This is a genomic window from Acinetobacter genomosp. 33YU (assembly GCF_001990725.1).
In the GTDB taxonomy this organism is placed as follows: domain Bacteria; phylum Pseudomonadota; class Gammaproteobacteria; order Pseudomonadales; family Moraxellaceae; genus Acinetobacter; species Acinetobacter seifertii.
On the sequence record NZ_LFZQ01000006.1, the window covers coordinates 1 to 22,194 of the forward strand.

Sequence of the window (22,194 nt, forward strand, 5' to 3'; positions counted from 1 at the left end):
TGCAACTGCTGGCGAATCTGGTGAAATCCGCATTCAATACTGGGACTCTAAAGCTGAACGCTATCGTACAGTTCTTGGCTATATCGGAGAAGATGGCCTAAAAGCTGATACAGCGTACAAATTAGATGAAAATCATAAATTTGTAGAAGTTAAGGGGTAATAAGATGAACTCATTTATCGAACTCCAAACAACTTCGCTCATTGAGCGTATGAGCAATGATGAATATCACGCATCACCAGAGTTTAGCTCAAGCCAGCTTAAAGACATTTTGCGTTCACGTGCTCACTTTCATTCAAACAATATTTTGAAAGAAAATGAGCGTGAATCTAAAAAACATCTCGACTTCGGAACATTGGCACACACGTTGTTTTTAGAGCCTGAGCAGTTCGAAAATGAATTCGTCGTTTTGCCTGAGGATGCCCCACGCAGACCTACAGAAACAATGCTCAATGCTAAAAAGCCATCTGATGAAACCGTTCAAAAAATCGAGTGGTGGAGTCAATTTGATGCTGAGCATGGCTCTAAAATTATTATCGATCAAGATTTGTTAGACGGCGCTCGCCGAATAGCAAACAACTTACGTTCGCTTAGTTCTTACCAGATTATGCAGAACTTCAAAGGTATGGCTGAGGCAAGCATATTCTTTACTGATCCAGTATATGCCCTAAACCTTCGTGTACGTCCTGACTATCACATTATTCCATGTGATGAGTTCCCGAACGGCTTAATCATGGATGTGAAAACATCTACCGATGCACGTCAATTTAAGTTCTCAAAATCATGTTCGGATTTTGGCTATGACATCTCGGCAGCAATGTATCGAGAAGGTTTTCAGCAACATTACAAAACAGAAGAAAAGCCAGAGTTTTTCTTTCTAGTCGCTGAAAGCACTGCCCCTTTTAACGTCAAGCAATACCGTGCTTCTAGTCTGTTTTTAAGCATCGGTGAGCAACGCTACAACAAAGCTAAAGAGCTTCTTGCAGAGTCTTTACTCGTCAATGAGTGGGAAGGTTATTCAACTGAACTTGAAGATATTTCTTTGCCGCAATACATGCTTAACCAAGCAATTAACAACGAATTTAACTAATTAGAATTGGAATATTTATTATGAATACAGTAGCTAACATTCAGCCTCAACAATCAATCGGCCTTCTTAACCTTGAAGCTTTTGAATTATCGCAACGCATTGCAAAAATGTTGTCGGCATCAACTTTAGTTCCGGAACAATATCGCCAGACTATTAAAGTTAAAACTGGTAAAGACCAGTACGGCAATATGACTTACCGAGAAGAGCCAAACCCTAACGGCCTTGCAAACTGTGTCATTGCTTTAAATATGGCATCTCGCTTAAATGCAGATCCGTTAATGGTGATGCAGAACCTTTACTTGATTGAAGGTCGTCCGAGCTGGTCAAGTCAATTCATTATGGCTGCTATCAATAGTTGTGGTCGCTTCTCTGCCCTGCGCTTTGAACTTGAAGACCTAGGCGATAAAGAAGTTGAGTACACAGAAACGGTTTGGGAAAACCGTAGTAAAAAGAATGTATTTAAGAAAATCACTATTCGTGACTTATCTTGCGTAGCTTTTGCGGTTGAGCGTGAAACTGGCGAACGTATTGAATCGTCAAAAATTACAATGGAAATGGCCGTAAAAGAAGGCTGGTACGGTAAGAACGGCAGTAAATGGCAAACAATGCCTGAGCAAATGCTTCGCTATCGTGCCGCTTCATTCTTTGGTCGTGTTTATGCACCTGAGCTGCTTATGGGCCTTCGTTCATCTGAGGAAGAACAAGAGCGCATTATTGACGTTACACCCGAAACAGTTGTTGTAAGTGCGTCTAATTTTGCTGAACTTAAACGCGATATTTTGAAAGCTAAAACAGCAGATGAAATGGCCGAGCTTGAAAGCAAGATTTATGAAGTGATGGATGATAAAGAGCGCAATGAATTAATTAAGCTCTGGAAGTCTAAAAATGAAAAAACAGTACCAGAAGAAACAGTAAAAAAGGCTGACGACGTCCAACCAGAGCCAGACCCTGTGGAAGTCGTGCAAGAAGAAGTTCAAGCACCTGACACTTCTAAATCTATTGATATCCGTAAGAAGTACCTATTCAAACTTAATAATGCCAAAACTGAAAAAGAACTGGCAGATATTAGCCGTGAGTTAGAGAAAGAAACTGGTTTGACCGATACACATCGCAATTACTTGGTTGAAGTCGAGCAACAACGTTTAGCTGATCTAGCTAAAAAAGAACAAGCTGACCAAGCGCCTAAAGTTGAACCTATCAAAAGTAACAGCGTTAAAAATGGCTTAATCCATCAGATTAATGAGGCTCAAAACGTAGCTGGTTTGGAGTTGGTTGCTAAAAACATCACTGCCAATAAGCCAAAGATGACACCTGAGCATCATCAGGAAGCCTTAACTCACTATGCACAACGTAAAGAAGTGCTTACTCAAGAAGACATGTTTGCAGGCGTTCAGGAAATATCATTTGTAGATGCTGTAATTCAACGTATTCAGAACGCTAATAACCAAGATGAAATCAATGCTGAATATGCAAATCCTGAAATTGACGAACTATCAGATGAAGAACGTCAACGTATCGATGCAGCAGCCTCACAACGTGAAAGTCAATTATTCGGTTAATTAGATTTGTGACAAGGATGTCACCCCAAAGGAACATAGTTATGAATTTTATTAATGAATTTGGTATTAAGTACAGTCACTTAAAAGCAGCAGCACAATTTACTGCAAAGCTGGATGTTAGATTTTATCTAATGGGTGTACTTGTAAAAGATGGAATGATCGCGGCAACAAATGGTCATGCAGCTTTAATTTGTGATGCACCAGAAGTGCCTGACGTTGAATTGATTATTCCGCGTGAAACGGTTGAATCACTAATCAAAAAGGTTGGCAATAAGCCGCGTGAAGATGTTTTGAGATTAAGACAAATTGATGATGAGTTTTGGTTGATTGACTGGCAGAACGAAAGCTTTGAATTCTTTAGACCAGTGCCGGGTAAATTCCCTGATATTAAACGGGTAGATATTTCAAAACCAACTGAACCACCAAAAGAGTTTGCGCAATGGGATCTTAATTACATCTCAGCATTTATCAAGGTGACTAAGATTCTCGGCATTACCTACCCATTGTTCTATCCAACTGGTAAAAATACATCGACTTATGTCGAGTTAAATGACGAAGTTCACGGCATTTTAATGCCTATTAGAATTTAGGTGGCAGCATGAATATTATCCTAACAGAGACGGATTTAGACCTCTTGATTGAGTCTGGCGATAGCTATTACGAAATCATGGACCATGTAACTCGTATGCTATTCGAAAAAGCCTTGGTAAAAGCCCGAGGTAACAAAACACATGCTGCTGACCTTCTAAAAATCAATCGAGGAACTTTAAACACTATTTTGAAACGGACAGAAGCAAAGAAAAAGAAGGAGGCATAGAAGTAAATGGGAGCACATAAATATATTATTACCGTAGAATCTGACATTCCCCCTCAGATTCTATTAGGTCAAAACCTTGGTGGCGCTATCGTCACCAAGCTTGAGCAAGAGAAGTTAGAGCTTGTAAGTGCGGCTGATTTGGCAATTAAATACAACTTATCTGTAGATACTATTAGACGTAAATTGGTTGCTATTAACCAAGGCACAGAAGGTAAAGCTTTATATAACCCAATTCAAGCTGATAGCCTTTTAAAAGACAGGACTAAACGTGTTGGCAGAAAGCGAGCAAACTAGCTCGCACTGCCATTAAACATGTCCACAAGTTCTTGGGCATCCGGGTTGTAGTAAACATTAACCAGAACTTCAATTTTTTTATGTCCAGTAATTTTAGCAAGCACTTCAACTGGTAGTTTTCGAACTTTCACCATTCTTGAAATTGCTTCATGTCTTGTGTCATGAAAATGCAAATCATGAATATCTGTCTTGGCTTTTCTTTTTTCCCACATTTGCCTAAATGCATTTTCTGATTGTGGAATAATTTTTTCTTGGTCATGGTTAATTAAGTCAACAAGCTCTTTTGCAAAAGCAGATAAAGGTACATTTCGCTTTGTGCCATTTTTGGTTTTAGGTAAGTGTACATAACCATCATATATATCTGATTTACGCATATTTAATATTTCTCCACGTCTCATTGCAGTTTCAATCGCAAATAAGAATGACCAGGCGACATAGTGGTCTGACTGAGTCGGGATCTGCCCCACTTCGTAATTTAGAATTTTTAAAATCTTTTCAATTTCTTGTTGTGAAATTCTTCGATATCTTGAATCTGGCTTTGATGGCTTACTTATCTGCATCCATGGGTTTTCTGTAATCAAGAAAAGCTCTTTTTGAGCATATGTAAACATAGCTGAGTAGAGTGATATTTCTTTTAAGACTGTATTGTCAGAAACTTCTTTTAATCTTTTATTGCGCCAAGTAGTAAGCTGTTTTGGTGTAATGTCATAGATTAAAGTATTTGCTAGGTTGCCCACTTTCTTTTCGAATGACTTTAATTGGGTTAGGTTCCAAGCTTTACTGTCCGTATGCTTGCCAACATTATCATAATATTGATTGAATAAATCTAACCAAGTAATAGGCGGTTTAACAGGCTTACTATCTTCTGTACGCCCCGTCTTTAATTCTAATAACTTTATCGTTGCCCAGTGCTCACACTCCTTTGGTGTATCTCGTGTGCATGAGTAGCGCTTCCCATCGAACATAATTTCAATGCGATATGAATCACCTCTTTTTCTTGGCTTGGGTATTTTCATGTGTGGCATAAAATCTGGCGTAAACTTGGCGGAAATTATGCGGCATTTTCGTTATTTTTTACAGCATCAAAAGCATGTGCCGCACATTAGGCGTTAAAAAAGGGCTTACAAGTTATTGATAAAACATGTAAACCCTTGATAAATCTTGGTAGGTATATCCAGACTCGAACTGGAGACCTCTACGATGTCAACGTAGCGCTCTAACCAACTGAGCTATACACCTAGAATGGAAAGCATAATATTCATTTTTCAAAAGCAAAACAAGAGATTTGCCATTGAAAAAAATACAAATGAGCAGACTTTAAGCAAACTTTTTTCATTTTCCAAAAAAATAAAACGGCACATGGTTCAACCACATACCGTTTTGTTTAGCTGAATTTAACTCTCAATTTAACAAGGGCATTTCTTTAAAGTACCGCCTGCCGATGGATAACGCACATCAACACAATGACGATAGAAAGTCTTCGCATCCATAGGTGTTAAATCTGGATGATGAGCTTTCATGTGCTCCAAATACGTTTGATAGTCCGGCACGCCTACCATCAGTCGGAAGCTTTGCTGCAAACGCTGCCACAAGGTTGCTATACGCGACCAGTTCTTTGGAGAAAGTAATAGCTCTTTTTGCGAGAGCACTGTCATTTTGATGATTTTCGCAATAATGACAGTTCCATTTTTTGCAAATTTAAAATTCATCTTTATTCTCCTCGAGTGGTAACCACTTCAGGATCGGCATATACCGCAGGTGCTTCATTTACAGTCGGAGTACGACTCGCTAAAGCACGGCGAACAATACCAATTGAGGCAATAATCATGACAATCGAAACAATCATAAAGAAGCCACAAAGCGCAGCATTAATCTGATTCGACATCACAATGTTTTGCATCTCAGCAATAGTTTTGGCTGGTTTAATAATTTCACCGCGAGCAATCGCATCAGAGAACTTATGCGCTTGCGCCAAGAAACCAATTTTTGGGTTTTCGTGGAAAATCTTTTGCCAACCGGCAGTCATACAGGTTACGAACAAGAAAATAGTTGGGATAATCGTTACCCATACATATTTTTCTTTTTTCATTTTAAACAGAATGACTGTACCTAAAATGAGTGCCATAGAAGCCAGCATTTGGTTACCAACACCAAATAAAGGCCATAATGAGTTAACGCCACCTAATGGGTCAATCACACCTTGATAGACGAAGAAGCCCCATCCACCAACTGCAACGGCTGTACCAACCAAATTACCAAAGAATGAACCTGATGCTTTAACCGCAGGGATAACAATACCTACCGTGTCTTGCACCATAAAACGACAAGCACGAGTACCGGCATCTACAGCAGTTAAAATAAATAATGCTTCAAACAAAATGGCAAAGTGATACCAAAATGCCATCATTTGGCGGCTATTAAAAATTTCAGAAATGATATGAGCCATACCAATAGCAAAGGTAGGCGCACCACCTGTACGTGAAAGAATCGAGCTTTCACCTACTTCTTGAGCCAACACTGTCAACATTTCTGGAGTAACGACAAAACCTAAGTTACGTACAGCTTCTGCCGCAGACTCTACAGTTGTGCCGAGTACTGCCGCAGGCGCATTAATCGCAAAATATACACCCGGGTCTAAAACTGTCGCACAGATCATGGCCATGATCCCGACAAAAGACTCCATAAGCATACCGCCGTAGCCAATCACACGAATATCAGCTTCGTTATCGACGAGTTTTGGTGTTGTACCACTTGATACAAGCGCATGGAAACCAGAAATAGCACCACAGGCAATGGTAATAAATAGGAATGGGAATAAACTACCTGAGAAAACTGGACCTGTACCATCAATGAAGTGAGTGACAGCAGGCATTTTTAGTTCAGGTAATGCAATGATAATACCTACCGCTAAACCGAGAATCACCCCGATTTTAAGGAAAGTAGATAAATAATCACGCGGTGCTAACAACAACCAAACTGGCAATACCGATGCGATAAAACCATAAATGATGAGACACCAAGTGAGTTGTGTACCCGTTAAAGTGAAGAACTCACCCCAGTACGGGTCTGCTGCAACATGTCCACCATAGACAATTGCCAGCATCATTAAAACAAAGCCAATAATTGAAACTTCTGCAATACGTCCCGGACGGATAAAGCGCATATAAACGCCCATGAACAATGCAATTGGAATGGTTGCTGCAATACTAAAGACACCCCACGGACTGTGTGCAAGTGCTTTCACAACCACCAACGCCAGTACTGCAAGGATAATAATCATTACCCCGAGCGCACCGAGCATTACCACAACACCAGCAAAAGAGCCAAGCTCCTGCTTTGCCATTTCACCAAGTGAACGACCATCACGGCGTGTCGATATAAATAAAACTAAAAAGTCTTGTACCGCACCTGCCAGAACCACACCAACCAGTAGCCAAATGGTTCCCGGTAAAAAGCCCATTTGTGCTGCCAAAATTGGTCCGACTAGCGGCCCTGCTCCTGCAATTGCAGCAAAGTGGTGACCAAAAAGCACATATTTATTGGTGGGAACATAATCCAGACCATCGGCTAAACGATGTGCTGGGGTTAAACGTCTTGGGTTTAATTCAAATACTTTAGTTGCAATAAATAGACTATAAAATCGATATGCGATGCTATATACACATGCTGCAGCTAGTACAAGCCAAACCGCGTTAACATGTTCACCACGACTGAGTGCCAGCATCCCAAAAGAAATTGCACCTATAATTGCCACTAGGCTCCAGACCAGCTTGGAGGGAAGCGTAGATTTCGCTTGCATTGTGTCCATTCTTAACCTCTCAATAAATAACTACAGCATTTTTATATTGTTATGTACTGTTTCTCTTAATCCCTGTGACTCTACTCCTCCTTTTTCTTTTTTCCTCTTATACTTTCGCATAAAAAAAGGGATGATTTACATCATCCCTTCGATAATAGTGTATTTTTTAACTATTATGCACGCTCTAAATAATCGCCAGTACGAGTATCTACACGAACGCTTTCTTCTTGCTGAACAAATAACGGAACACGAACAACCGCACCTGTTTCAAGCTTAGCTGGTTTACCGCCACCACCAGATGTATCACCACGTACGCCCGGATCAGTTTCAACAATTTTTAATACAACGAAGTTCGGTGGGCTTACTGTTAAAGGTACGCCGTTGAACAACATAATTGTACATTTTTCATTTGAATCGTCTTTTAACCATTTTGCAGCATCGCCCATTGCAACTTTGTCTGCAGCGATTTGCTCAAAAGATACAGGATCCATGAAGTTCCACATTTCACCATCGTTGTATAGGTATTCCATTTCAACTTCAACGATGTCAGCTGCTTCTAAAGAGTCACCTGATTTGAAAGTTTTTTCTAATACTTTACCGGTTTTAAGGTTACGTAATTTTACACGGTTGAACGCTTGACCTTTACCTGGTTTTACATATTCGTTTTCCATGATAGAACATGGGTTACCATCAAGCATAACCTTAAGGCCAGCTTTGAAATCATTTGTAGAATAATAGGCCATGAAAGGCACACTCCAAACTTAACAAGTCAACTATGCGATATAATGCGTTGTTGCATTATCTTAATCGTGTCAAATGATAAACTATTTATACCAAGAGCAAAACTGGCAATCACAACTCAGTGACCTTATTACTGATCCTTCTGAACTGCTAAGCCTACTCGAGTTATCCTCAGATCAGCTATTATCGGGTGCGATTCTAGCTTCTGAAAAGTTTAAATTACGTGTGCCTCGCGCGTTCGTCGGAAAAATGAACGCTAAAAACCCACTTGACCCGCTTTTGCTACAGGTATTGCCTCATCATTTAGAACTTGAAGAACATCCTGAGTTTGTAACCGACCCTTTAGGTGAAGAAGCAGCAAATCAATTGCCGGGTGTATTACACAAATATAAGTCGCGTTTTTTACTGACTTTGACAGGTGCTTGCGCAGTTCATTGTCGTTACTGTTTCCGTCGTCACTTTCCCTATCAGGAAAATTTACCAAAAAATGACGATTGGCTAAACATTAAAAATTATATTGAAGCGAATCCCGACATTAATGAAGTGATTTTAAGTGGCGGTGACCCACTTACTTTGTCTAACCGAAAATTAGCACTTTGGTTGGAACGTTTATCATCTCTCAAACAAGTGAAGATTCTGAGAATTCATTCACGCGTTCCAATTGTTATTCCAAACCGTATCGACGAACAGCTTATTTCTTTATTAAAAAACAGTAGGCTGCGTATTATTCTGGTGGTACACTCGAACCATGCTTCTGAACTCGATGACTTTACTTGTTCAAAATTGTTGCAGTTATCTGACGAGCACATTACTGTACTTAATCAGGCGGTGTTGCTTAAAGGTGTTAATGATTCTGCCGAGACACTCGTTGATTTAAGTTATCGTTTATTTGAAGCTCGCGTTATGCCTTATTACTTACATGTTTTAGATAAAGTAAAAGGTGCACAACATTTTGATTTAATACCATCTGAAATAGATGCAATATATCAAGACGTGTTAGCGAGCCTACCGGGGTATTTGGTTCCTAAACTCGTCAGGGAAATTGCGGGCGAAAAGAATAAAACACCGCTTTTTGGGGCTACAACTTTTTGAGTTATATAATAAGTGATGATGAATAATGCACTTTCGGACATTTTTCACAATCAAACCGCACTTACTCGTGAACGGTTAAGCTTTTGTGAAGCCAATATTAAAGACCTTAATGAATGGGTTACTACCCTTTCTATTATGCAATTGGGTGATACCTCAAAGGCGTTATTTACAGCACTTTTGGAATTGAATGAATTAAATTGCAGTGAAACGCTTCGCTTCGATTTAATTCAAACACTTCACCCAACCATTAATAATGTTTTGGCGAGTCTAGAAAAAAACTTTTTTAACCAAGGTGTGATTAGTACAGACCGTAACGAGCACATTATTGAACTGGCAATGCTTCTACGTTGTTATTTTGCGAGTATTTATTTAAATATCGCAAGGACAAGCCACGGACAGCTACAAAGACAGAAGTTTTCTCTATTTTCATTTAAACAAAAGAAAAATTTGCAAACTGCGCGTATTTTGGCGACTTTCCATGCATTGCAGCAACTCACCAATCTTTTATATCAGCAGCACATGCTCTATAGCGAACCTGTCAAAGGTCAATGGTTAATTGCTCATGAACTTTATGAAACCGCAGTCCAATATAAATATCATTTAACCAATATTAATCATATTCAAGGCGTACAGCATCCTTTAGCCAATATTACACAAGCATACGCTCAGCTTATTTTATTAGATATTTTTAATACCAATCAGATTCGTCAATCGGAAATTCAAGCGCTATTCCAGTGTAGTTTTGACTGGGCACGTATGATTCAGATTTTACCTAAAGATAGTGCTTTAACTAAGTATGTGGTCGACCCGACTAAAGACCACCCACCGGTATATAACAAAAAACAAAGCTCAAATTTCAATCCAAGCATTTTTATTAGCACTCAAGCGTTGCTTGAGCATGTCACTGCCACCATGCATAAAAATGCTCAGTACATGTCTAAAAATGAAAAAATTTATTTGAGCCCTGCGTTAAAGTTTCACGTTCAAACCATTTTAGGCACGACCGCACAGCGCCGTCATGAACGTTATGAATATAATGCCGCTCTCCAAATTTGCTTCGGATTAACTACCGCACATTTTTATCTATCTAAAGCAAAGAACTTTGAAGAAACACTACAACTCAACAATAACTATAATTTACAAAGTGAGTCGAAAGTTTTATCAAACCTCGAGAAAAAAGAGCAACAAACTTCGTCTTACCAACGCTTAAGTCGTGAGAGTAAAACCATTTATCAAACCACAGTGCTTGATATCAGTGTTAATGGCTATCGTATTAAATGGTCTGGTGAAGCGCCTAAAAACTTACGAACTGGCGAATATATTTTAGTTAAAGAAACATTGCATGGTCAGTGGCGTGGCGGTGTGATTCGCTGGATTAAACAATCAACAGAAAAAAGTTTGGAACTGGGTTTAGAAATTCTTTCACAAGCCATGTTCCCTTGTGCTGTACATATTCAGGCTGAGCGCCATACTCGTAATTATCACCCTGCCCTATTATTACAAACTCAAAACTTAGAAGAAATACAAAACACGCTTATTTTACCGGGGTCTCAAATTTTTAGAGAGCAACAAACAATTCATTTACGATTGGGGACAGAAGAAATCAAAGTGTATCTACTCAAAGCACAACTCATTACTCAGAGTTTTATTCAATTTCAATTTGAACTTTTAAATGATCAGCAACAACATTTGCTTGATCAGTTCATGTTGAAAAAGAATAGTAACGCGAATAGTCAAGATTTATGGGAAGCATTAAAGTGAGAAACTCTTTACTATCTAAAAAGTTAAGACGTACTGAAATACGTTTACTCATTATTGATGATAACCAGTTACGTTATAACCAAATTTTAAATCTTTTATCGGGGAATCAATATCAAGTTAATGCTTTATTACTTGATGATTTAAAAAGTTTTGAAAAGCAGCTCAATACATCATGGGATGTGATTATTTTTGGCCGCGCGTACGATTTGAAAATTGAACAAACTCTCTCCCTCGTTCAAGCGTCAGAACAGCCGCAGCTTCCAATTTTACTTTTACAACCAGATGATTATCAAACACAGCAATACCAAAGCTATATTCAAAAAGGTATTTACGATGTAGTCCCATTAGAACCATTGGATTATTTCTACATCACCCTTGTTCGAACCTTATCGTATAGCCGCCTTTTACAAACGGAACAACGTTTGTTAGCAGAGCTTGATACCATTCATAGTCATACGCAAACTCTAGTCGACAACAGCCATAAAGCAGTCGCTATTTTTCAAGAAGGCATACATATTAAGGCAAATCCTGAATACCTTAATCTTTTTGGCTTTAAGCAAGAAGAAGATATTATTGGCTTGCCAATCTTGGATGTCTTACAACCTAACGATTTAAATATTTTCAAACAACGATTTAAGAAAATTTCTTTAGGTCAGTTTGATCAAGCTCGTTTCGAAATTCAAAGTCAGCATCAGGCTATTTCTGGTAATAATGCTTTGAAACTGGAATTTATTCCAAGCCAAGAAGAAGACGCTGTACAGCTGACCATCGATTATCAAGTTGATTTAAGCATTCCAGCAAACACGTCTCCATCTGAAAAAAGTGTCGGATTAAGTACGGCTTGGCAACAAATCAATCGACATTTATCAACCCATCCTGCGCAAGCAAATGCTGTAGTGTTATTTAAGCTCGCGCAATGCCCAGAACGCCTCTTTCAACAAGGTTGGCAGACGTTGGGACTATATTTCAATCAGCTTCATGGTTTTTTAAAAGACCATGCACAAATGCCAATTTTCCAAGTCGATTTGGGAACTTATGCTGGGATTTTACAAGCTGAAAATAGTTCAGTTTTAAATTCGCAGTTAACAAGTCTACAAACTTTGCAAAAAGAACATTTGTTAAAAGTGAATGAACAAAACTTCTCGGTACAGTTAAAGCTTGGCTATGCTCCGCTTAACCAACCACTCACTGAGATTTCTTTTAGCTCATTACTCAATGAAGCTGAAAAGCATAATCTACCTCAAGTTACCCCTCAACTTGAAATAGCACCTATTGAAGAAAAAATCGTTTCACCGACTGTTGAAACTGTTCCGCTAGATTTAACAATTGACCATTTCGAGGTGAGTTCTCAGTCATCTTTGCTACAGCAGTTAAAACAAAAACTTGCTAAAGGTGAGATACATCTGAAGTATCAGCAAGTGTATGACAAACATGATGAAGAAACTCATAACTATGAAGTGACGAGTGGCTTTATTGCTGATGAACAATGGCATGATTTAAACGACTTAGCTGACTTAAAAGAAGATGCTGAGCTTTCAATTCAAGTAGATCGCTGGATATTGGTTGAAGCATGTAAACAGCTTCACAATTTTATTGCTCAGTATCCTAAAGCAAGACTCATTATTAACCTTAATATTGATATTTTGCTGAAAGATAAATCATTCCCAGAGCTGATTTCAAAGCTGCTAACCATTATTGGTAGCAAACTTGAAAGTCCATTGATTTTGCAATTTTCAGAACAAGCACTTCAGCACTATCTTCCAACCGTTCAGCCGCTGATTGGTCGTTTACGCCAACATGGTGCAGAAGTTTCAATTCGAGATTTTGCTTCTTCTATGCATAGTGATTCAATTTTACAGCAGCTTGATATTCAGCTTGTAAAATTACAGTCTAGCAAAACGGATTTGTTAAGTTCAGATCAAGGTCTGAACAGCTTGCAAGAAAAGGTATTGAACTATCTGACTGTAAAACCAATTGGAATTTTATTAGCTAACTTAAATGATATGAACCTATTTGCAAATGCATGGAATGTGGAAGCACGTTTCTTACAAGGTGATTATTTCCAGAAAAAACTTGATCGCTTAACTGATGTACAAGACCAGTAATGGTCTTGTTATTTAAAAAATAAAAAACGGGCATAAGCCCGTTTTTTATTTCGTTCTGAAGTATTAACGCTTGATAGAGCGAGACATACCAGAGAAACGTTGTTTGAATTTGTCGATACGACCACCAGTATCTACATTCTTTTGTTTACCAGTGTAGAATGGGTGGCAAGCTGAACATACGTCAAGGTAAATAGTTTCTTTACCTAAAGCAGAACGAGTTTCGATTACGTTACCGCATGAGCAAGTTGCAACTAATTTTTCATATTTTGGGTGAATATCGGCGCGCATCGTCGATTACTCCTAATTGAAGAAAGGCTTAAGCTGTCATCGCAATTGATCACTCTCAATTAAATTGAGGAAAGCTTTTTCAAGCAGATCAACACCACAACAGACCATTCTTTTGGCCCACCGAAACCTCTAGGGTTAGAGCTAAGCACAACAAGTGGACAGCATTATACGCCATATAAATCTTTTTTGCGAATTAATCTTGGGATTTTGCCCAGTAATTTGCGATTACTCCACACACCATTAGCTGTATTTGGTGAAATATCATAATTGGCAAAACAATCATTCCTAACGGCTGACCAATAAATAAGATTTGTGCCATAGGTACACCACTTGCCAAGGTCTTTTTTGAGCCACAAAAGAAAACAGTGATCTGATCGGCACGGCTAAAACCAAAAGCACGCGGTAAATAAAGCGCAAGCAACATAATAATGGTGAGTAACACAGAACAAGCGAGTGCCAAAAGTAGTAAAGTTTTCCAGTTTACCTGATGCCAAAGTCCGGCAACTACTGCCCCGCTAAATGCGCCGTAAACCACCATCAAAATTGAGCCTTGATCAAATGCTTTTACAATACTTGGGACTTTTGCCATATATGGAAAAATATAGGGACGAAGTAATTGCCCTAAAACAAACGGCACTAACAGCAACAACGTAATTTCTATAATAGATGACGTAGGATCAAACCCATGCTGACTTTGCCCTAAAATAAAGAAACTCACTAAAACTGGCGTAATGAACATTCCTACCAAGTTTGAGAAAGATGCACTACATACCGCTCCTGCTACATTCCCTTTTGCAACTGAAGTAAATGCAATAGAAGACTGAACAGTCGATGGCAAAAAGCACATAAACAAAAAGCCCCAATAGAGCTGCTGCCCTAATAAGGGTAAAAGAATAGGTTTAGCCAATAAACCAAGAGCAGGAAAAATAAAGAACGTAATTGCAAATACCAGTAAATGCATTTTCCAATGCAAGATACCTTCAATGACTGCCTCACGAGACAGTTTGGCACCATGCAAGAAAAATAAAATTGCAATTGCGACTGTAGTTAATGTATTGAAATACTGCGCAGCTTGACCACTGACTGGAAAAAAAGTTGCTAGTAGTACCATGCCAACCAACAAAACTGTAAATCGATCAAGTGCCAAGAACTTCAGCATGTTCACATCCTATGATTATTTTAGATAAAGAAAAGCCCAGTTGATAAATTGACCATTTGGTCAGGTCTTCATCATACTGGGCTATAAAAATAAAGCTAGACTTTTAAGAGCAAAATCTTAAAGCACTTAAGTCATTTACTTAATTATTTCTTGCATCTGCATCTTGCTGAATGAGCTCGATTTTGTAGCCATCTGGATCTTCAACAAAGGCAATAACCGTAACACCACCCTTCATTGGGCCAGCTTCACGTACAACTTTACCGCCACGTGCTTTAATTTCTTCACATGCTTTGTAAGCGTCTTCGACACCAATTGCAATGTGACCATAAGCATTACCTAAATCATAACTTGATGTATCCCAGTTATGCGTAAGTTCAAGCACGGTATTATTTTCTTCATCGCCATAACCAACAAATGCCAGTGTAAAACGACCTTCTTCATAATCACGCTTACGAAGTAACTTCATTCCTAATACTTCGGTATAGAACTTTAAAGATTGTTCTAAATTGCCTACTCGCAACATTGTATGAAGCATTCGCATGTTTATTCACCTGCCTTTTCTGATTCATGTGTTTGATGATCTTTGAGTAGTTTTCCAACCCAAACCACTAAAATTAAGATTGGAATCCCGATCAGTGTGGTCATCAAAAAGAAGTTTGGGTACCCAATATTACTCACTATGGTACCCGAATATCCACCTAAAAGTTTTGGTGTAAGGGTCATGAGTGAACTAAAGATCGCATATTGAACAGCAGTAAATGACACACTGGTTAAACTCGAAAGGAATGCAATAAATGCTGCACCAGCAAGACCCGAAGCCATATTGTCTACAACAATTGCGAAGTAGAGCCATAGCGAACTGTAAGGCTTAATGACTTTACCGCTAATCTCAACTTCTTTACCTGACTGAGTGTCAATGTATGGTAGAGGCTCGATGTTTACATCTAATTCAGCTTTTGGTGCAGAATTTGAAGCGACTTCATATTGATGTGAAACTGATAATACTTTTTGGTTTCCTTCAACCACCGCAGCAGTCAGTTGCGTGGTTGGTGATGACAATAATTTTTGCATATCAATTGCCGCGTTAAACACGCCTTTTTGATCTGTCATTTTTGCATCAAAGTTTTGCCCATCCAAACTCACTACAATCTTTTGGTTAGGTGACAAAGCCTTGCCAAAGTACTGACCACGAACAACAACACTTCCCTCAGAAGATTTAGCAGTAATTTGGTCACTTCCCATTAAAGGTAAAATCTGTATAGGTGAATGTTCAGCATGCGTTGTTACTAATGGTTGAACTCGGACTATGGTCTCTGCTTGTTGACCTTGCAAAGCATAGCCTGCTTTAACATCAATTTGTTTTGTGCCATCGAAAGTAGAACTTGGGACTTTAACCTTCCAATACCCTACTTCATCAGGCTGAGCTTTATAATGTTTGTCTCCCACTTGAACATCAACCACATCAAGCGGTTTGCCAGATTTTACTAAACCAATGAAAATGAGGTTAGTAGAACTAGCTAATACGGCACCAACAAACATCAGTTTCATGATGTTCATGCGCTGTGCTAGTAGGCCACCTAAGAAGCCACCAACTAAGCTAAAGATAACGCCATAAACTTTTACTGCTTCGGCAATTTGCTCTTTGCTAAAGTTCAGGTCTTGATAAAAGACGTTTGAAATTACACCCGCAATAATGTCTGAAATACGGAAGAAACCGATCAAGAATAAAAGCACTAACGCAAGTTTGACACCATAACGTTTAAAGAAATCCAGAATTGGCGCAATCCAAGTTTCTTTTGCCATTTGCTGGTTTACAACACCCATTTTAACCAGTATGTAACCAACTAAAATGGCAGTACCTGTTGCGGTTAAAAATCTTAAAGCTTCTAAGCCAAATAAACTTGCACTATCTTGAATATTGCCAGCTTTTGAAATTGCCTCAGTAATTTGACCTGAATAAATATAAGTTAAAACAAACGAAATGACCGCTATAAAGAAGACTAAAACCAAACGGTAATAATCAGTAGTTTTATAGTTTTTATATACTCGGCTAACTGTAGGTTCACGAACAAGTAAGGTTGTAATAATACCGACCGACATGACTGCTGCCATTGTTAAGTAGGTGGTTTTCCAAGCCTCGTAAATATAGTTACCTTTCGCTGTTCCTAAATGTGCAGCTAAAAACAATGCACCAGCACCAGCCACAATCATACCTATGCGGTAACCCGCATTATAAGTAGATGCTAAAACTGTCTGCATTTCAGTTTCAGCTAACTCAATACGATAAGCATCAATGACGATATCTTGCGTTGCCGCCGAGAAGCCAAGTAAAACTGCACCTGCTGCCATTTGAACGAGATAACTATGACCTAAAGCTGGGTCGGCAAATGCCATCGTACAAATCGCAAGCACAATCAAACACTGTGCAATTAGCAACCAAGCACGTCTTCGGCCTAAAGCCTTGGTCAAGAACGGTACTGGCAACTCATCAATGAGAGGTGCCCAAACAAACTTAAAGGAATATCCCAAAGCTGCCCAACTGAAAAAAGTGACTGCACTTTTATCGATACCCGCTTCGCCTAGCCATAATGAAAGGCTAGAGAAAATCAATAAAATAGGTATTCCGGCAGAAAAACCCAGAAATAGCATAATTAATGCACGACGGTCTAAAAATGCTTTAAACGCCGAGACCCAACCAGAGGTTTGTGTGGTCATTCGTTTTTTATTTTCCATAAATTATAAATGTGCCTATTCAATCGCTTCTTACCATTCCTTTCAAGATTCTTTATGCAATCAAGTTTGGTTTTGATGATAAAAACGGCAAGTTTGCTTGATATTTTATGCTAAACCTGTATACCTTTAACCCTCAACCTTCGTTTTCTTTTGCTGGATACCAACAGTGACACAAAAACTTGATCAAGTGACAACTTCAACTTTATCACTCGCTAAAACAAACACCACAAACGTCACAATAAATGCATTTCCTTCAGCTCTTGAGCAACCTGATATAAAAATGACTTTAGATAAAACAGCCTTAAAACCGGAACAACTTACACATATTCCAGATTTTGAAAATATTCCAGCTTCAACAAAACGTATCAAACCACTCAATAATTTTTTAGGTCAAGACCGCGCTAAAGCGTCGGTAGAAGCGGGCATTTCTTTACCCTACTCAGGTTATAACATTTTTGCAGTAGGAACGGCAGGCTTAGGCAAACGCACCATGATTAAGCGTTTACTACAGCAACATGCCAAAACAATGCCAACTCCTGACGACTGGGTATATGTCTATAATTTTAAACACGCGCGTCAACCAATTGCCTTACGCTTCCCTGCTGGTCAAGGCACCAAGTTCCAACAAGCTCTTCATCAAGCTTGGCAAATTATTTTAAAACAGCTTGAACGTCGTTTTAGTGCCGAAACTTATCATAACCGTATTGAACGGATCCGTGAGGAAACTGGAGATGAACAACAACAAGCGCTGGTTGAGTTAACCAAAGAAGGTGAAGAGCTCGACTTAAAATTGATTTCTCGAAATGAGAAACATGGTTTTGTACCTGTACAAGTAAAAGACGATCAGGTGCAAGAGCTCACTCAAACAGAAATTGATGCTTTAAATACGAAACAACGCGCTGAAATCGCGGCAAATGTTCGCTACATGGATAAAAAACTTGAGCGTCTTGGTTTGCATTTAGGCGATTTAGAAGATGATGCACGCGACAAAGTTTCTGTATTAAATCGAGATATTGCGACTCAAGTGGTTATGCCACGAATAGATTTAATTTTAAATAAATATGGCCAAGTGAAAGGCCTTGAAGATTATTTAAAGCAATATGCTCAAGATGTAATTGAGAATGTTGAACTCATTTTAGAGCAAGAAGAAGACGACTTTGCTCCTGCTATGTTCAATCGCGTACCAGCACGTTACCAAGCAAATGTGATTGTCTCAAATAAACCAAACAGCGGTGCTCCGGTTATTTTTGAAGATTTCCCAACGCACTACAACTTACTTGGTCACGTTGAGCAACTTACTCATAACGGTACAATTACCACAGATTTTACTCTCATTCGCCCAGGTGCTCTTCATCAAGCGAATGGTGGTTTTCTAATGCTTGAGGCAGAGCAATTACTTGAACAACCTTATGCATGGCAAGGTTTAAAACGTGCCTTAAAATCAGGCCAACTCAAGCTCTCTTCTCTTGAACACATGTTGACGTTAACGGGTTCTATCTCGATTGAGCCTGCTGCGGTTCCACTGGATATTAAAGTGGTACTTATGGCAGAGCCTGAAATTTATTATGAAATTTTAGAAGTAGAACCAGAGCTTGGTAGCGTATTTAAAATACGCGCAGATTTTACCGATACATTACAACGTAATGACGAAAATGAACAAGCTTACATGCAGTTAATTGCTGACTATGTTCAAGCCGACAAACTACTTCCATTTGACCGTAGTGCTTTAGCTGCTTTACTTACCGACTCAAGCCGTCAAGCAGAAGATCAAAGCTCGCTGTCGTTACATGCTTCAACTTTGGGTGACCTGATTCGTGAAGCACATCATCATGCGTTTAAAGCCAATGAAAAACTTGTAACTGATCAGCACATTAACCTTGCGCTACAACATAGGCAGTATCGATTAGGCTATTTAAGAGAGCTTTATTGGCAGGATTTATCACGCGGAACTCAGCTAATCGAGACTTCTGGTCATCGTTTAGGTCAAATTAATGCCCTCTCTGTTATTCACTATGCAGATGTCGAGTTTGGTTTACCTTCACGTTTGACTGCATCAGTCTATCAAGGTGGCGGCGATATTCTGGATATTGAGCGTAGTGTAGAGCTTGGCGGTTCACTGCATGCTAAAGGCGTTTTACTTATGTCGAGCTTCTTGAAAGCTCACTTTGGTCGTGAACAGATTTTACATTTTTCTGCTGCGCTTGCATTTGAACAAAGCTATGGCCAAGTAGATGGCGATAGCGCCACGGTTGCCGAACTTTCTGCGTTAATTTCTGCAATTAGCCAAATTCCAATTGATCAATCATGGGCGATTACAGGTTCTATGAACCAGTTAGGTCAGGTTCAACCCATTGGCGGTGTAAATGCAAAAATTGAAGGCTTCTATGATGCTTGTAAATTACAAGGTTTAACGGGTAAACAAGGTGTCATTATTCCACGTCAAAACATGCAGCATTTAATGCTACGCCAAGATGTAATTGATGCGTTACAAAGTGGTCAATTCCATATCCATGCGATTGATACCATTGATCAAGCACTTGAAATTTTAATGGCTCGCCCTGTTGGTACACTAGATAAGAAAGGTAGATACAGCAAACATTCAATTTACGCTGCCGTAATGGAACAGCTTGAATATTGGCAAGCGATTGAAGATGGCGAAGAAATTGAAGAGGAGCCAAAGAAGAAAAAGAAAAATAAGAAAAAAATTAAGAAGCACGAAGAGCTCACCGCAAATGATCTTCCACAGGAAACTCAGGAAGAAGTTGCGACTCTCAAGCAAAAATAACACTCATATAAAAAGGGCTTGTAATCACAAGCCCTTTTTATGCATCAATTGAAAGTTAGCGAACGATCTGCATCGCTCGCCCACCAGCCAACTGACTAAAATATTGTTTAAGTGCTTCAACACAGCGTTGAATTTTCATTGGCTGTTGATCGTGTTTGGCAATCTCTGCATACAAAGTAAAAGCTGGCAGTTTCCAATCTGGTAAGATTTCAATTAAAGAACCAGCTTTCAATTCTTTTTGAGCATCTAAATATAAAATTCTAGCAATACCATGTCCTTGCTGACATAAGGCTTTAGCAACTTGCAAATTATTGCTTTGCAAACGGCTTGCCATTTCAATATGCAATTTTTCACCAGTTTTGGCATGTTGAAAATGAAAACTGCGTGATTCATTCATTGCATTGATTGAAAGCAACTCATGGCTGTTTAAATCGTTTGGATGCAAAATCGGGCTCGATTGATTGAGATAGCTGGGAGAGGCTACCAAAATCTGATCTACAAAAGCCATAGGAACGACAGAACTACTCTCTTCTACTGGTGTAGAACTCATACGCACTGCAACATCAATTCGTTCTTCAATGAGGTCAATATAACGATGACCTACTTCAAAATGAACAGATAAACCGCGATGAGCTGACATCCAATGAGATAGAGCAGGAATAATGTGCTGAACCGCTAAGTCGGGTGTGCTTGCAATCCGCAAATCTCCAATCAAATCATCTCGCAATTCATTGATTCTGATTTTGCCTCTTTCTGCAGCTGCCAACATTTCTTGACAACTTGAAAAAAAAGCCTGTCCGGCCTCTGTCAAACTAAGTTTCCGAGTAGAACGGTGTAATAAAATTACATCCATTTCATGCTCAAGAGAACGTATTTGCTGACTTACAGCACTTGTTGTAATGCCTAATTCACGTGCCGCACCACTAAATGAACTTTTTTCAACCACACAAGCAAAAACACCCATCGCACGAAGCTGATCTAACATAGGTTTCCTCAAATCTAATTTTAAATTTATAAAAAATGCTTATTGTTGTAATGAAAGCAACCAATTACATTATACGAGGAAACCTATATTTATTGCATTAGCTAATTAGGTAAAAGATTTGCTGGGTTGATTGGTTTACCATCAAGGCGAATTTGGAACTCAAGCATAACTCTCGACGCACCTGAAGAGCCCATTTCTGCAATCTTTTGACCTGCGGTTACATTGTCTCCACTCTTCACCATCATCTTGCTATTGTGGGCATACGCACTGATATAGCCATCAATATGTTTAATTAAAACTAAATTACCATATTCTTTTAAGCCATCGGCTGCGTATACGACTTGACCATCTGCTGCCGCATAAATTGGATCACCTTGATTACCGCCATAACGAATTCCTTTGACATTATTCGCCAAATTAAACCCTTGAATCACTGGTCCGTTATTTGGTTTGATCCAACGTAAGCTTGAACTTGGAATAGCAGTTCCCACTGTTGTATTGGTGGTTGGTGCAACTGTTCGTGGTGGGGTTGTTGGTGGCGCCGTTGTTGTCGTAGTCGGTAATGCTATTGTTTGGCGCTTAATTGGTTCAGGTTGCGCCATGACTTGTGTCGACACGGTTCTTGGTGAAGAAGATTTCTTTAATCGTAATGATTGATTAACATAAATACGATACGGTGGAGCAATGCCATTCATTTCAGCAATACTGACATAGTCCAGACCGTAACGCATTGCAATACCACTTAAAGTATCGCCCGAACGAACTGTATAATAGTTAGGAGCCGTCGCATAGCGAGAACTATTATTAATTTGTGGTCTAGAAGCACATCCTGCCATTGCAACAGTAAAACCCACAGCTAAAGACAACATCATAATTTTCATTATTTTGTCTCTTTGAATATGCAATCTGCTTTGTTGCTCAGTTAAATGCATCGATCTCCCTCACTAAATGCTACAAATCATTTCGGCTAAGAGTACCAAAAAAGTAA

The 22,194-nt window shown here is 39.1% G+C and carries 19 protein-coding genes and 1 tRNA gene; 9 read left to right on the forward strand and 11 right to left on the reverse strand.

Annotated features, from left to right (window positions below; translation table 11 throughout):
- The first annotated feature begins 164 nt into the window (after window positions 1-164).
- From AC056_RS06370 to AC056_RS06390, 5 genes are read left to right on the forward strand one after another with little or no spacing between them, the layout of a single operon-like run.
- Window positions 165-1,088: a PD-(D/E)XK nuclease-like domain-containing protein gene (locus AC056_RS06370; protein WP_077163082.1), complete on the forward strand. Its 924-nt coding sequence runs from the start codon at window positions 165-167 to the stop codon at window positions 1,086-1,088.
- A 20-nt stretch (window positions 1,089-1,108) separates the two neighbouring features.
- Entirely contained in the window at window positions 1,109-2,647 is a 1,539-nt protein-coding gene (locus AC056_RS06375) for a hypothetical protein (protein WP_077163083.1), read from the forward strand.
- A gap of 41 nt (window positions 2,648-2,688) precedes the next feature.
- On the forward strand, window positions 2,689-3,237 hold the full coding sequence (locus AC056_RS06380) for a hypothetical protein (protein WP_077163084.1): 549 nt from the start codon (window positions 2,689-2,691) through the stop codon (window positions 3,235-3,237).
- 8 nt (window positions 3,238-3,245) lie between these two features.
- Entirely contained in the window at window positions 3,246-3,464 is a 219-nt protein-coding gene (locus AC056_RS06385; protein ID WP_077163085.1) for a helix-turn-helix domain-containing protein, read from the forward strand.
- A 6-nt stretch (window positions 3,465-3,470) separates the two neighbouring features.
- Window positions 3,471-3,758, forward strand: a complete 288-nt coding sequence (locus AC056_RS06390; RefSeq protein ID WP_077163086.1) for a DNA-binding protein — start codon at window positions 3,471-3,473, stop codon at window positions 3,756-3,758.
- Here the strand turns inward: AC056_RS06390 and AC056_RS06395 are convergent.
- From AC056_RS06395 to efp, 5 genes are all read right to left on the reverse strand, one after another.
- Window positions 3,755-4,774, reverse strand: a complete 1,020-nt coding sequence (locus tag AC056_RS06395; RefSeq protein ID WP_077163087.1) for a tyrosine-type recombinase/integrase — start codon at window positions 4,772-4,774, stop codon at window positions 3,755-3,757. The two genes, AC056_RS06390 and AC056_RS06395, sit on opposite strands and share 4 nt — an antisense overlap.
- Before the next feature lie 146 nt (window positions 4,775-4,920).
- Window positions 4,921-4,997, reverse strand: a tRNA-Val gene (locus AC056_RS06400).
- Window positions 4,998-5,164: 167 nt separating this feature from the next.
- The gene (locus tag AC056_RS06405; RefSeq protein ID WP_002052430.1) at window positions 5,165-5,467 is read right to left on the reverse strand and encodes a YbdD/YjiX family protein; all 303 of its coding nucleotides are present in this window, start codon (window positions 5,465-5,467) and stop codon (window positions 5,165-5,167) included.
- Window positions 5,468-5,469: 2 nt separating this feature from the next.
- Window positions 5,470-7,566: a carbon starvation CstA family protein gene (locus tag AC056_RS06410; RefSeq protein ID WP_019457733.1), complete on the reverse strand. Its 2,097-nt coding sequence runs from the start codon at window positions 7,564-7,566 to the stop codon at window positions 5,470-5,472.
- Between the two features lie 164 nt (window positions 7,567-7,730).
- Window positions 7,731-8,300 carry an elongation factor P gene (gene efp, locus AC056_RS06415; protein ID WP_004700171.1) on the reverse strand — a complete coding sequence of 190 codons (570 nt, stop codon included), beginning with the start codon at window positions 8,298-8,300 and terminating at the stop codon, window positions 7,731-7,733.
- Between the two features lie 73 nt (window positions 8,301-8,373).
- Here efp and epmB point away from each other — a divergent pair, with 73 nt between their 5' ends.
- The 3 genes from epmB to AC056_RS06430 are packed head-to-tail and all read left to right on the forward strand — an operon-like array spanning window position 8,374 to window position 13,256.
- On the forward strand, window positions 8,374-9,390 hold the full coding sequence (epmB, locus tag AC056_RS06420; protein WP_077163088.1) for an EF-P beta-lysylation protein EpmB: 1,017 nt from the start codon (window positions 8,374-8,376) through the stop codon (window positions 9,388-9,390).
- Between the two features lie 15 nt (window positions 9,391-9,405).
- Window positions 9,406-11,151: a hypothetical protein gene (locus AC056_RS06425; RefSeq protein WP_025465158.1), complete on the forward strand. Its 1,746-nt coding sequence runs from the start codon at window positions 9,406-9,408 to the stop codon at window positions 11,149-11,151.
- Entirely contained in the window at window positions 11,148-13,256 is a 2,109-nt protein-coding gene (locus AC056_RS06430; protein WP_077163204.1) for an EAL domain-containing protein, read from the forward strand. The genes AC056_RS06425 and AC056_RS06430 overlap by 4 nt, the downstream gene beginning before the upstream one ends.
- 63 nt (window positions 13,257-13,319) lie before the next feature.
- On the opposite strand, the gene rpmE is transcribed toward AC056_RS06430, so the two are convergent.
- The 4 genes from rpmE to AC056_RS06450 form a co-directional block, all read right to left on the reverse strand.
- Window positions 13,320-13,544, reverse strand: a complete 225-nt coding sequence (gene rpmE, locus AC056_RS06435; RefSeq protein ID WP_004652835.1) for a 50S ribosomal protein L31 — start codon at window positions 13,542-13,544, stop codon at window positions 13,320-13,322.
- 193 nt (window positions 13,545-13,737) lie between these two features.
- On the reverse strand, window positions 13,738-14,709 hold the full coding sequence (locus AC056_RS06440; RefSeq protein WP_100290731.1) for a bile acid:sodium symporter family protein: 972 nt from the start codon (window positions 14,707-14,709) through the stop codon (window positions 13,738-13,740).
- A gap of 133 nt (window positions 14,710-14,842) precedes the next feature.
- Entirely contained in the window at window positions 14,843-15,244 is a 402-nt protein-coding gene (gloA, locus tag AC056_RS06445) for a lactoylglutathione lyase (RefSeq protein ID WP_019457730.1), read from the reverse strand.
- 2 nt (window positions 15,245-15,246) lie between these two features.
- Complete coding sequence (locus AC056_RS06450) at window positions 15,247-17,436, reverse strand: AmpG family muropeptide MFS transporter (RefSeq protein ID WP_077163090.1); 2,190 nt, start codon at window positions 17,434-17,436, stop codon at window positions 15,247-15,249.
- Between the two features lie 166 nt (window positions 17,437-17,602).
- On the opposite strand from AC056_RS06450, the gene AC056_RS06455 reads away from it, so the two are divergent.
- Complete coding sequence (locus AC056_RS06455) at window positions 17,603-20,221, forward strand: Lon protease family protein (RefSeq protein ID WP_077163091.1); 2,619 nt, start codon at window positions 17,603-17,605, stop codon at window positions 20,219-20,221.
- Between the two features lie 55 nt (window positions 20,222-20,276).
- Here AC056_RS06455 and AC056_RS06460 read toward each other — a convergent pair whose 3' ends face one another.
- Both AC056_RS06460 and AC056_RS06465 read right to left on the reverse strand, forming a co-directional pair.
- Window positions 20,277-21,206 carry a LysR family transcriptional regulator gene (locus tag AC056_RS06460; RefSeq protein WP_077163092.1) on the reverse strand — a complete coding sequence of 310 codons (930 nt, stop codon included), beginning with the start codon at window positions 21,204-21,206 and terminating at the stop codon, window positions 20,277-20,279.
- Window positions 21,207-21,307: 101 nt separating this feature from the next.
- The gene (locus AC056_RS06465; protein ID WP_039254429.1) at window positions 21,308-22,138 is read right to left on the reverse strand and encodes a peptidoglycan DD-metalloendopeptidase family protein; all 831 of its coding nucleotides are present in this window, start codon (window positions 22,136-22,138) and stop codon (window positions 21,308-21,310) included.
- Between the last annotated feature and the right edge of the window lie 56 nt (window positions 22,139-22,194).

Excerpts from the sequence above, each read along its gene's own strand:
- AC056_RS06370 (WP_077163082.1), top strand. The coding sequence starts at position 165 with ATGAACTCATTTATCGAACTCCAAACAACTTCGCTCATTGAGCGTATG.
- AC056_RS06375 (WP_077163083.1), top strand. The coding sequence starts at position 1,109 with ATGAATACAGTAGCTAACATTCAGCCTCAACAATCAATCGGCCTTCTT.
- AC056_RS06380 (WP_077163084.1), top strand. The coding sequence starts at position 2,689 with ATGAATTTTATTAATGAATTTGGTATTAAGTACAGTCACTTAAAAGCA.
- AC056_RS06385 (WP_077163085.1), top strand. The coding sequence starts at position 3,246 with ATGAATATTATCCTAACAGAGACGGATTTAGACCTCTTGATTGAGTCT.
- AC056_RS06390 (WP_077163086.1), top strand. The coding sequence starts at position 3,471 with ATGGGAGCACATAAATATATTATTACCGTAGAATCTGACATTCCCCCT.
- AC056_RS06395 (WP_077163087.1), bottom strand. The coding sequence starts at position 4,774 with ATGAAAATACCCAAGCCAAGAAAAAGAGGTGATTCATATCGCATTGAA.
- AC056_RS06405 (WP_002052430.1), bottom strand. The coding sequence starts at position 5,467 with ATGAATTTTAAATTTGCAAAAAATGGAACTGTCATTATTGCGAAAATC.
- AC056_RS06410 (WP_019457733.1), bottom strand. The coding sequence starts at position 7,566 with ATGGACACAATGCAAGCGAAATCTACGCTTCCCTCCAAGCTGGTCTGG.
- efp (WP_004700171.1), bottom strand. The coding sequence starts at position 8,300 with ATGGCCTATTATTCTACAAATGATTTCAAAGCTGGCCTTAAGGTTATG.
- epmB (WP_077163088.1), top strand. The coding sequence starts at position 8,374 with ATGATAAACTATTTATACCAAGAGCAAAACTGGCAATCACAACTCAGT.
- AC056_RS06425 (WP_025465158.1), top strand. The coding sequence starts at position 9,406 with ATGATGAATAATGCACTTTCGGACATTTTTCACAATCAAACCGCACTT.
- rpmE (WP_004652835.1), bottom strand. The coding sequence starts at position 13,544 with ATGCGCGCCGATATTCACCCAAAATATGAAAAATTAGTTGCAACTTGC.
- gloA (WP_019457730.1), bottom strand. The coding sequence starts at position 15,244 with ATGCGAATGCTTCATACAATGTTGCGAGTAGGCAATTTAGAACAATCT.
- AC056_RS06450 (WP_077163090.1), bottom strand. The coding sequence starts at position 17,436 with ATGGAAAATAAAAAACGAATGACCACACAAACCTCTGGTTGGGTCTCG.
- AC056_RS06460 (WP_077163092.1), bottom strand. The coding sequence starts at position 21,206 with ATGTTAGATCAGCTTCGTGCGATGGGTGTTTTTGCTTGTGTGGTTGAA.
- AC056_RS06465 (WP_039254429.1), bottom strand. The coding sequence starts at position 22,138 with ATGCATTTAACTGAGCAACAAAGCAGATTGCATATTCAAAGAGACAAA.